This is a genomic window from Pedobacter frigidisoli, from assembly GCF_032678525.1.
GTDB classification, from domain to species: domain Bacteria; phylum Bacteroidota; class Bacteroidia; order Sphingobacteriales; family Sphingobacteriaceae; genus Pedobacter; species Pedobacter frigidisoli_A.
In genome coordinates this window covers 632,933-644,301 of record NZ_JAVTSE010000002.1, presented here as the reverse complement: position 1 = coordinate 644,301, position 11,369 = coordinate 632,933, and the positions used below count along the sequence as shown (strand labels likewise).

Here is an 11,369-nt window from a genome sequence, read left to right as displayed (position 1 = left end):
ATGAAATTTAGAAAAATATTACTTTGTGGGTAAAGCATTTCGGAGTAGAAGGTATTTCGACCTAGTTATCTAAACCTCAGCAAAAATAAAGCCTTATCAATGTGATTCTTAATTTCAAAGCAAATCTTGCTACTTCTTTGCCTTATATGTCTCAAATATCATTTATGAAGTAAGCTGGGCTTGCTGCTGAAAAACACAATTTTTTTTGAAAAACATTATACAATAAGATCTATAATGATGTATGAATCGGGCTTCTGCTTATTATAAATTATGGCTAAAAAACTGAATGACACTAACAAATTGATTCAAGATGGTGAAAATCTATTTAAATTAGGTGAAATTGAGGGAGCACTTAAATGCTTTGATAAAGTATTGGAAAACTTCCCAAATAACATAAGTGCTTTAAGATCTAAGGCATGGTGCTTATTCAAACTCAAGAAACAAGATCAGGCTAGGATTTACTTTGAAGCTGCTTTAAAGATAGATGATTGTAACGCAGAAAGCTGGACGTCTCTCGGTTCGTATTTTCTTTTGAGAAAAGAAATTGAGGATGCTAACAATTGTTTTAAGAAAGCTGAAGTACTTGAGGGAACTGAAACTAGTTTTTCTCAAATGGCACATTATTTATATAGCAATGAAGAATATGACAAAGCTGCTCTCTACGTAGGTAAGGCTTTGAGTATAAATGATAAAAGTGAAAATGCCTTGAATACAAAAGGGTTGTTGTATACAAACAGTAAGGAATACAATGAAGCAATAAAAACATTTGAATTTCTGATTGGAATCAATAGTTATACCAGTATGTATTATAATAATTTGGGATATGCTTATTTTCTAAATAAACGCATTGAAAAGGCTATAAGCACACTAAATAGATCAATTACACTAGACCCTTCTAATGCTTACCCATATAACAACCTGTCTGTTTTATATCAAAATCAATCTGACCTCACTACTGCGTGGAATTTTATAGAACTAGCAATCTCGAAAGATTCAGATATCCCAGAATTTTGGTTGAATAAGGGTGATCTATTAATTGCTCTCATAAAATCTGGTGATAAATCTAGGGGAGATTTTAACGATGTAGGCTACTTCCTGTCACGGGCAAACCGATCTGCAATAGATATTATTATAGCTTTAAACTCCATGGAAGCGGCTCTATTAAAAAATGAAAAAGATCAAATCATTCGCGGAATGATTAATATGGATATTTTTTACGCAGAAACTACACGTAATTGCAAAGTTGATAATGAAGATTACTTAACAATTTACCGAATGTCATTGGAAATTGTTGCGTTATTAAATGCTTCAGAGGAAGAAGAATTTCATTTTGCACATTATACTACACAAGATACAGCGAATGCCTTAATTTTCAAAAACTCATCCTTCAGATTACATTCAGTAACTACAGCAAACGATCCTAAGGAAGGATACCCGCTTTTGAATTTTTTAGGTTTTACAGGATCGTTTCCCCCTAGTATTTATCAGGCATTTGTTGGAAGTTTTACTTTTAACCCTGACAGTTTAAATCAATTTCGGCTTTATGGGAAAAATAACAATATTGAAGGCTCTGGTGTAAGTCTTATTTTATCGTTTAAATATTTTGGTGAAGATGCAAATATCAATCATGGTTTAGTAAGTGCGAACAAATGGTTAAAACCCTTAACTAAGCAACCTTTATTTCGTTGTGTATATATAGACCCTATTTCCAGGCGGGTGATATCTTTAGGGCATAAAGAAGCTTGTACTTTCTATAGAGAAGATCTGAGTGCTGATAAAAAAGATATGGATAAAAAAGCTAATAAGTACTTACAATTTATTGATGAGCAAAAACATAAGGTTGAAGAAGCATTGGATTTGCTAAATTCCGAGATACATAATGCTTACGATAGAATAGAGAATGATTTTGATAAAAAAAATGAAATTTTTAAGATCATTCCGTTACTATTAATCCATCTACGATACCTAATCAAGCATTATGATTTTAAAGAGGAGCAAGAATGCAGGGTAATTCAAGTAGAGCCACTAATCAATAATTCTCGTATAACCGTGACTGATGATAATAGCCGTATGTATGTAAATTATCTATCATTTCACAATGATAGCGTATCGTATTTAAAAAACGTGTATTGGGGGCCTAAAACATCAAATTTTGACCTTTTCAAAGATCGCGTCACTCTTCTAGGAATGAATATACAATGTTTTATAAATGATCATCCATTTAATTAGATGATGTATTAAAAATTAAAGTCGGGTATAAGGATACCATAAAAATTACAATCTAAGTCGTTTTCTCGAAAATGAAATTAGCATATGAAAATAATTTATTATAATGGTTGAAACAAATTCTGAAAAGGCTAATCTGCTTAATCTTTATTTCAAATATTTATTGAAGAAAGCCTCAAATAAGTTAAAAAAAGGTATTTCCAAGCTTTTGGGAGATGAAATTGACTACGCAGTCTATCTCTTGATTACAAATAAAGAGGACTTTGATTTTATAAAATTACCATCAATCGGTGTTAGTGGTTTAAAGGAATATCTCGATTTTGAAAAAAAAATTAAAGAGTTTGAGCAGATAGTCAATTCTTCTCGATCAGAATCCATTAACTTTCTATATAATCTAACCCTATTAAAATACCTCTTTCCATCAGCAGATAATATAATAGAGGAGGCACTGAAGGAGCATCAAGGCAAATACTTTCCTATTTTCAAAATAATAGAGTTACTCGTTTCCTTAAAGTTCATTTCAGATAAGAGCTTCCAGGAAGAATACCACTCACATTTCTTTGATTATCGAAAAGGCTCCCATCGTCTCAACTTAAAGGAGTTGGCTGTAAGAATAAAACGTACTGATGAAAGAGCAAGGCAATTAAAAGATAGACATATTAAATTCTTTGACAAAGATTTTTCGTTTGTAAGAGAATTAGATTTTCATAGGAATCCTTATGATATCGACATTAAAGGCAATATATTTGAAATAAGTCCAGAAGAATTAAAAAAGGTAAATAGCAATGATCTAACAAATTACACTTTACATTTCATACATAAAATTTTTGCTTTGATGAGTAAAACGCATACTTTATTGTATGATGAACATCGCGCATTAACTGGGGAATGGAACAAATCTTATTTGATCAAAAAACACGTTGGTGATGATTTTCGCTTCGTAGACTTTGTTTCTGAAACCTACGATAAAAAAAATGTAATTCATAGAAAAGGTACTGAGCTGACATCGTTGAGTAATCTTATGTTTGGTTTTTACAACAAATTGCATTTAGAAAGTGATTCAGGAATCGTGGGTGTATGCAAATATTTATTGTTACATGAGCTTGATATCACCTCCGCAAATGAAAATGAGATCGTTTTAAAAAAAACTGATGAAAAATATGTTTGGGAATATGGCTATGAAGCTCTGCTTCATCTTGGACCTAAATCAAAAGGGCATCATATTAATGAAATTCTAAGTTTTGTCAGAAAGAAATATCCTAATGTTGCTTTCACCGAAAACTCTCTCCAATCATCAATTATTAATAAACGGGAAACCTTTATTAGTTTCAATAGGACTTCGTGTTATGGGCTATTGACCTGGCAAAACAGTAACAGTAATATCAAAGGCGGCTCTATTCGAAAAATGGTTAGTGAATTTTTGGAAAAAAACAATGAGCCTCAGCACATATCTGTTATTGCTGAGTATGTTCTGAAATTTAGACCAGACACTAATGAAAAAAGTATTATGACTAGCCTGAGGAATGAGCCTCACAACTTATTTAGTGGTAAAGCCAACTTTTTTTGGTTAACTAAAAATGGTAATTCATCTCCCAAAATTCTTGGCGTGCCAGGATCTTACTTTACTCAACGTGCTTTAAGCCGCTACACAGGATGGAACTATAATGATGTTGTTGCATCATTTGTCAAAGACGGTTTTTCAGAAGTACAGATAAAAGCTCTTCTCGAAAAAAAAATCGCTAACAAGTATATAATTTTAGATCTACAAGATAGACTTATTGTTAAAAAGTTAAATCATCAGGTTCCGGAGGACTCCAATTTAGAATTTAAATTTATACGGCAATCAGAAAACGATGTAGTTTTAGAAGAGGAATTGAAGAAAACTATTTTAAAATTTACAAAGGAAGAGTTATCGTTGGAGTTAAAAAAACTTCGCAAATTGGAACATGAGCATGTGACGATTAATCAAAAGGTTTATAAAAGATCAGTGGTTGCAATTGCCTTTATTAAAATTTTACGACATTTCAAATGCCAAATATGCGGCTACAGAATCTTAAAGAAGACTGGCGGTTTTTATATAGAAGCAGCCCATATCACTCCTAAACATAAAGGAGGAACGGAGCAAATTGAGAATATTATTCTTTTATGCCCCAATCATCATAAAGAATTTGATCATGGAGAAGTGGAATATCTATTTAGAGATAACTATCATATAGAATTTATCATAAATGGTCGTAGGGAATTAATTATCTTACAGGAATTCGATTAGTATACTCGATATCCAATAACATGCATTTTCTTGCAAAAAAGCGATTTAATTATTATCAAAGTAAATTTATAATACATCAATCACGGCAAACCCGGTATTCTTAGAAAATTTCATATTATGTAAAATATTTCGCATGGCATCAGAACAATCAATTTGATCGAAATTAAGACGTGATAAGTTATCGCGGATAAACTTGCATGATAATATGGGTTGTGGCTTAATGCGTCCTGTGGATGAATCGAGTAGGTCAGAGATAGTATTTACATAAACACATTCAATAGGTAGCAATGCAAATATCTCGCGGGCAGCCCTGATGGCTGCGCTACAAACATAATCTTGATAAAGCTCGTTAAATTTTGAATTGGTCATTTTTTTATTCGATAGCTTTCCTGTTGTTGTTATTGCGAGCACGTAATCAGGAACAATTTCACTAGAGCTTACTGATAGATTAATAGTTAAACCGTGTTGATTTATTACGAAGTTTACTTGAGAACCTAATTGAATGATATTTGTAAATGGAGCAAAATAATCGATCGCATCTTTATATGCTGTTACTTCTTTAGCAAGCACTCCAGATGCGATTTGTTTAACAATTTTCCAATCTGCAAATTCATTATTGTACTCACTAACTGCATTATTAAATATTGACAGATCTTTTTGAATGGCATGTTCAATGGCATTTTTAAGCTTGGTTCTCTTTTTACTTTCAGCACCAAATAATTTATCTAAAAGAGAGGGTTTATATAAATGAAGCGTAACAGCTGCTAACTCCTCATACTTTTTTGTTTTTTTTGGTTTTGTAGGCTCAGGCTCGCATGATAGATTATTCCAATTGATTATCTGAGCACAGCTTTTGTGTATGGAAACCAACATATTCACATATTCATTATATGTTTTTACAGCACTAATGTTATCACTCTTTAACTGTTCTTTTAATAATTGCTGATGCTGTTTCGCTCGTTCTCTTTCTTGGCGAGCATTAGCACGAGCAGCCCGTTTATAGGAAGCATTTGCAGAGCGTATAAAGCTATTTATTGTTGGCATGATTTATTTTGATAGTTAATGATTCACTGGATCTGAAAATTGTATCAAAATTATATGTGATATAGGAGCCAACGTTACGGTTTTCCGTAACCATGGAAAAAATTAGCTCTTTACCTTGGATTCGGTAAATATTAAGGGGTGAAGATATTTTGCCAATTAATTGATTAAGATCCCGTGGATTCGTACAATGCGAAGAATGATAATATTGAATTATGGCAACTAGTGTTCAAATTTCTTGCATCAATAAGGATGATCGCTATAATGCGTATGAACGTATTACTCATGTAGGTGGTATCCATAATAATCAGCGATGGAAACTTACCTTGAATGACGGAATTACAGGTATTGAAAACGGAACATATGCATTTTACACCTATGTAAATGGACATGTGAGAAAGGTTATCGTCGCTACTCGGTCTGGTAGAAAGTATTTAAAAACTGAGGCAGATAATGATACACCAGATAATCTATTAAGCTTACCTGAGTGTCCGTAAAAAAATACTCGCCTTTAATGGCGAGTATTTAAAACTTAGTATCAAAAAAGTTTAATATATTTAACTTGAACTTTATCATTTACGCTCTTATTCATTGAAAACACTTCTTTTATTTTTATCATCTCTTTTAGCTTTTTCAGTACTTGTAAATGCGCAGCAGCTAGTGCCTGTTACAGATGAATCATTAATTATCAATTCCGTTTATGCGCTAAATGGTAACGCCTACAATAAGGCAGAGGTAATTTTACCCGAGAAAACCAAAAGTTATATATACCGCATTTCGGTACAGCCAAAGGGCGCAGCGGGTATAAACAGCTCACTGTTGAAATTGTTAAATGAAATGGGTGGGTCAACTGTAGCATTAACTACCTCTTTCGCCAACTTGGCAGTAAAAAATAACGACAACTATGCCGTGGATGCATTTATTTTTAACAATGTTGTAGATGCAGAAAATTTCTACGCCAAATCTAAGGATTGGAGCGCCTGTAAAAGTCTGTTAGGGCGAAGCAGCAGCTGCTTCTCAACTGATGAATGTCTTTCGCGAAAGATTTATTTTGGATTTAGAAATAACAACCTAACACAAGGCTTAGAGGTAAGGCTCGAAGTAGTTGCTGTTGTCGATACGACCTTGAAAAGCACATATCAGTACACGTATAACATTATCAATGAAACTGGTCGAGAAGTTAAATTTTCGCTTAGTTTAGATGGAAAGAATTGGGCACCAGTTACTTTAAGAGATAGCTATAAAATTTCTCCAACATTTGATCAAACAGAAGCTTTCTTCAGAATATTAACAGGTTTAAATAAATATGTAAATTATAAAATCTCACCAGATGACCGATATAAAATATACTGGAACCGAGTTAAAGGAGTGTGGGATTTAGCAAAGTATTAGCTAAAACAGTAACATAGAATCTGAATTTTAAACCCATTAAATTAAACAATTTTGAATAAATAATCCAAACCCTATAATCATCCCTCATCCCCATTTTTATGCGTTCCTATTTTATTGAAGTTCTTCAGAACTATGATGCTGCGTCTGAAGAAAATTTTACTAAACATCCTATTGCAAATACTCTGCGGTCAGCCTTTCCACAAGCCATAGAACTCGTAACACCAGAAGCAGAAAAATATATATTTAGCGGATCAGCTGGTAACGGCCGTTGGGTAGCTTGTCCCTGGGTGGCTATTCTTGATGTGTTAGTTACAACAACTACTCAAAAAGGTTATTATCCAGTCTATATCTTTAGAGAAGATATGTCGGGTTTTTACCTAACATTGAACCAGGGTGTAACTTCTGTTAGCCAGACGGAAAAGAAAGGCTATAGAAGTGTCTTGAAAAGCAGAGCGGAGGCATTTAGATCGCAAATAGATTATGCCTCCACCCTATTTACCCCAAAAGAGATTGATCTAAAACAGAAGAGCTCAACGAAAACTTCACTCCCGGGTGATTATGAAGCCGGCAATATCATTTCTAAATTTTATACGCTTGCTACCTTACCCACTGAAGAGGAAATGATTAGCGATTTAAAAGCAATGCTTTCAATATATACAAAACTTGTAGAAAGTAACAGTGTATCCTCCGTAACTGAAGGGGAAAAGCAGGAGGAAGAAAAAATAAGAAATTCCAATAGAACAGAGACCGAGAAAAAAAGGTTAATTAAAGCTCGGTTGGGCCAGGGAGACTTTAGGAAAGGCGTAGTAAACATTGAAAAAAAATGCAGGTTAACGGGCATTTCGGAACTAACATTTTTAATTGCTAGCCATATTAAACCCTGGTGTAAATCAAATGATCAAGAGAAACTAGATGGCAATAATGGCTTACTTTTGAGTCCGCATGTTGACAAGCTCTTTGATAAGGGGTTTATCAGTTTCAGTAATGATGGTAATGTTCTTATTAAAGACGAGGCTAAAGAAGTATTTGAAAGTTGGAATTTGAAGGTGGCAAATGTTGGCAGCTTTAATAAAAAACAACAGGAGTACTTAGCCTATCATAGAGCAGCATTTAAGTTTTTAGGCTAGGTAGATTAAAATCTTTCCTATTTTCCATCAATGGAAGCTATTCACTTCGCGTAACCAAATACTGTTCAACCACCGGAATATCGGCATCAGCTAAATTCAATGATAATAAGTCATTTGGATTTAGCCAATTGAAGGCTTGATGTTCAGTAAGGTTTATTTCCCCATTTTTAAGGCCGCAAATAAAAGGGATTAACTGTATAGTGAAGCTGGGATAGGCATGGGTAACGCTTTCTAATTTTCGGATAATGCTAATTTCAATGTTTAATTCTTCCCCAATTTCTCTAACAATAGATTCTTCCTCAGTTTCACCTGTTTCAATTTTACCGCCGGGGAACTCCCATTTGTGTGGTAAAGACATCGCAGCGCTTCTTTGAGTAACGAGGACATTTCCGGAGCTATCTTCGATGATGGCGCAGGTAACTTGGATACTTTTGTTTGTTAAGGATTGGTTTTCGTTTGGCATTGGTAATCGTAGATGCGCAGTTTAAACGTAGTGTTCACTCAATACAGCTGTGAAGGCCGCGTATTGATTTCTAAATTCCACATCATTAAGGAGCGTTTCGAAACCAGCGGCGATTAGATATTTATTTATTGCCTCTTCGATGTTGTATGCGCGCTCGTTACCTAGGTGATTGCCATTTTTGTAGATGGCAAATAACGTTTCCGCTCTGTGGTCCATAAAATCAAATTAATGTACTGATATCTGTGCTCGAATAAAAGTAGCATTTTTCACCTAATTAATATGTAGAAATTTGTTCTTCCCCTCCCTATGTTTATCTTGCGGGTGAATGATCCCTCTTCACGAACACTTACCGATAAACCTGTTAACGGCCAGTTTTAACAGCACTGCTGCGGCTTATAAATTTTACTGGCTCCTATCTATACTGGATGAGGTGGCAGATGGTGAATATCACATCCCAAAGCATCGCTTATTTGTAGGCATGGTGGCTTCAAGTTGGTACACCATTAACTATTTCAAAATTAGTTTTGGTAAGCAGGATCAGTTGCATAAAGCGGTGGAAGAAATTGGGTTATTGGAAGGCATTAATATCGACGAAGACCGGAGCCGCATCAGGAAACGTTTAAACGAAAGTAATCATCCGCAAACGCAACGATTGCTTTGGCATTTCAATAAACAGGTGCCACACCGTTTTTTGAGTCCATGGTGTCCGGCCAGAGGCGAAAATCAGAAATATATTTACGAGGCGTCGGGCAGGTTCGAAAATGATTGCCTATATGCGGTAAACGATACGCATGTAACTATTAACCCAATATGGGTGGATTACCTGACAAACAACATGGGTGTTTTGAAAAGTTTCTGCTACTGGAACTTGAGCTTGTATTTACAGAAACACAATCCTAACGTTCCTGATATTCCGAACAAACTGATAAAACCAGCTAAAAGAAATGGCCTGGCTAAACAACGTAAGTTCTGGAATACCATTATCGGCGAGCTTGGTAGCGTAGATTGTATTTATAACAATAGTAAGTTACACGTAGGTAACTTTGCGGTAGAACACTTTATTCCCTATGCTTTTGTATCGCATGATTTGATCTGGAATTTGATTCCGGCCAGTCCTTCTTTCAACAGTTCTAAATCGGATAGGCTCCCTCCCCTGGACAAATACTTTGATGGTTTTTACCACTTGCAGAAACAGGCAATCGAGATCACAAAATATAAAGCCATTAAAGAGCCTTTAATGGAAGATTACCTGAGTATCTTTCCTGATCTGGAAAGCTTAACGGTGCTACCGGATGATTACAAGATTAAATTTAGATCGACCATTGAGCCACTAATTACGATAGCGGGGAATAATGGGTTTGAAATGATGCAGGAAGGAAGGTAGGCTAAATGTGAAATAAATTGTATCAATTTTGATTTTTAAAAATGATTTCCTAAGTTCGAATATCCTATTGTTGTAATCACATCTCATTTTACATATTCCGGAGGTTCGAATCCCTTCCGGGATATCAAATCATCCCTATTGTTTTTTTATCATCTTATGATGTATAGCTGTTATTGTTGTACGGATGTAACTATTGGTTTTCGTCCAGATTAATCAAATAAGAAAATGGATTACTTAGAAGATTTAGAAAATTTTTATCAAGTAGTTAAAAAGGGCTTAGAAGAAATTGGCGAGCATTCGCCCCAAAGCCAGGAGGATGAACTGGACTCAATGAACCGCAGGGTTAAACTGGTTAGAAAGCAATGTTTTGTTTTAATAGAAAAGATGGCGGATCTGCGTATCAGCGAATCATTAAAAATCAAAATAGCAGACATGGAATTATCTCCACGAACCAAAAACGCATTAATAGGGGACAACATTATTACGTTGGCTGATTTGCTGCGTCGCAGTATACATAAGGTGGCACGCATACAAAATTTGGGGAATAAATCATTTATGGAAATCCAGGGTGTAATACGTCAATACGATGTAACATGGGAAATGCTGATGCCCAAGAGGTAGGAGAAATGGAAGGAGTTTAATGTCAAATGCAGCCGCACGAATGGATGACGAAAATGAAAGTTTAAATATATACCTTCCTAATATCGAACTGCTTAGAAGAGGAAATTCGTAACTCTAAAATAGTAAAATGAAAAAGTCAAAAATCAGTGAAGGTTAGATATTAACAGCAATCAACGAACATGAAGCAGGTAGACAGCAGCTGATATCTGCCGTAATCTTGAGCGGCCAGAGGCCATTACTGTGGAAGTTGCCCGCAGTATTCCTACAACTACGCTAACCACATTATTAGGAAGAATTTTCAAGGACAAGGGAAGCCTGAACGTATTACGACAGATAATGGGACGGAGTTTATCAGCAAAAATTTCTAAACTGGTGTGCGGTAAGTCTTAAGTCTTTAGGTATGTAACTCGTTTATCAATAAAGAATTTCGATAGATGGTTCAGTATCTGTGACAACATCAATAATAAGATTTTGCGTAATTATTGAATACTGCCTTATTTGCTCAAAACTTCGATCATCAAAATAAATTTTAAGATCGGTCCAGTTGTTTAAATAATTTAAATACTCTGATTTAACAATTTCTTTCAAAAAGATAGCTTGAGTAGCAGGTGCGTATATGACTTGTTCTCTTGTTTTATCAGGCAGATTTTCTTTTGTCAACATATAAGACTGATAGTCGTTAAATGAGATCTTAAAGGTGACATCAGAAAGTTTGTAATGTTTAACAAAAATCGTCAGGAGATTACTATCCAGAGGGAAGTTAATTTTTATTATACCGAAATCGCCACCGTTTGTTTGATCATCAAACATTTGTTTTAATTCGTGATTAAGTTGCTGAATATTCAT

The 11,369-nt window shown here is 34.6% G+C and carries 11 protein-coding genes; 7 read left to right on the top strand and 4 right to left on the bottom strand.

Features of this window, described 5'->3' with window-relative positions:
- Nucleotides 1–270: 270 nt before the first annotated feature.
- Together R2Q80_RS07825 and R2Q80_RS07820 are read left to right on the top strand one after the other, a co-directional pair.
- Nucleotides 271–2,229, top strand: a complete 1,959-nt coding sequence (locus R2Q80_RS07825; protein ID WP_316799060.1) for a tetratricopeptide repeat protein — start codon at nt 271–273, stop codon at nt 2,227–2,229.
- A gap of 103 nt (nt 2,230–2,332) precedes the next feature.
- Nucleotides 2,333–4,495 carry an HNH endonuclease gene (locus R2Q80_RS07820; protein ID WP_316799059.1) on the top strand — a complete coding sequence of 721 codons (2,163 nt, stop codon included), beginning with the start codon at nt 2,333–2,335 and terminating at the stop codon, nt 4,493–4,495.
- A gap of 66 nt (nt 4,496–4,561) precedes the next feature.
- On the opposite strand, the gene R2Q80_RS07815 is transcribed toward R2Q80_RS07820, so the two are convergent.
- On the bottom strand, nt 4,562–5,539 hold the full coding sequence (locus R2Q80_RS07815) for a hypothetical protein (RefSeq protein ID WP_316799058.1): 978 nt from the start codon (nt 5,537–5,539) through the stop codon (nt 4,562–4,564).
- Between the two features lie 212 nt (nt 5,540–5,751).
- On the opposite strand from R2Q80_RS07815, the gene R2Q80_RS07810 reads away from it, so the two are divergent.
- The 3 genes from R2Q80_RS07810 to R2Q80_RS07800 all read left to right on the top strand — a co-directional run bounded on the left by R2Q80_RS07810 (nt 5,752) and on the right by R2Q80_RS07800 (nt 8,055).
- Nucleotides 5,752–6,033: a DUF3892 domain-containing protein gene (locus R2Q80_RS07810; RefSeq protein ID WP_316799057.1), complete on the top strand. Its 282-nt coding sequence runs from the start codon at nt 5,752–5,754 to the stop codon at nt 6,031–6,033.
- A gap of 94 nt (nt 6,034–6,127) precedes the next feature.
- On the top strand, nt 6,128–6,928 hold the full coding sequence (locus R2Q80_RS07805; RefSeq protein ID WP_316799056.1) for a hypothetical protein: 801 nt from the start codon (nt 6,128–6,130) through the stop codon (nt 6,926–6,928).
- 98 nt (nt 6,929–7,026) lie between these two features.
- Complete coding sequence (locus tag R2Q80_RS07800; RefSeq protein ID WP_316799055.1) at nt 7,027–8,055, top strand: MrcB family domain-containing protein; 1,029 nt, start codon at nt 7,027–7,029, stop codon at nt 8,053–8,055.
- A gap of 37 nt (nt 8,056–8,092) precedes the next feature.
- On the opposite strand, the gene mutT is transcribed toward R2Q80_RS07800, so the two are convergent.
- Both mutT and R2Q80_RS07790 read right to left on the bottom strand, forming a co-directional pair.
- A complete protein-coding gene (gene mutT, locus R2Q80_RS07795) occupies nt 8,093–8,518 on the bottom strand; it encodes an 8-oxo-dGTP diphosphatase MutT (RefSeq protein WP_316799054.1) in 426 nt (141 codons plus the stop codon).
- Nucleotides 8,519–8,539: 21 nt separating this feature from the next.
- Nucleotides 8,540–8,734: a hypothetical protein gene (locus tag R2Q80_RS07790; RefSeq protein WP_316799053.1), complete on the bottom strand. Its 195-nt coding sequence runs from the start codon at nt 8,732–8,734 to the stop codon at nt 8,540–8,542.
- 109 nt (nt 8,735–8,843) lie between these two features.
- Between R2Q80_RS07790 and R2Q80_RS07785 the strand changes: the two genes are divergently transcribed.
- Together R2Q80_RS07785 and R2Q80_RS07780 are read left to right on the top strand one after the other, a co-directional pair.
- Nucleotides 8,844–9,902: an HNH endonuclease domain-containing protein gene (locus R2Q80_RS07785; RefSeq protein ID WP_316799052.1), complete on the top strand. Its 1,059-nt coding sequence runs from the start codon at nt 8,844–8,846 to the stop codon at nt 9,900–9,902.
- 225 nt (nt 9,903–10,127) lie between these two features.
- On the top strand, nt 10,128–10,523 hold the full coding sequence (locus R2Q80_RS07780; RefSeq protein WP_316799051.1) for a DNA-directed RNA polymerase subunit alpha C-terminal domain-containing protein: 396 nt from the start codon (nt 10,128–10,130) through the stop codon (nt 10,521–10,523).
- A 414-nt stretch (nt 10,524–10,937) separates the two neighbouring features.
- Here R2Q80_RS07780 and R2Q80_RS07775 read toward each other — a convergent pair whose 3' ends face one another.
- Entirely contained in the window at nt 10,938–11,369 is a 432-nt protein-coding gene (locus R2Q80_RS07775) for a hypothetical protein (RefSeq protein WP_316799050.1), read from the bottom strand.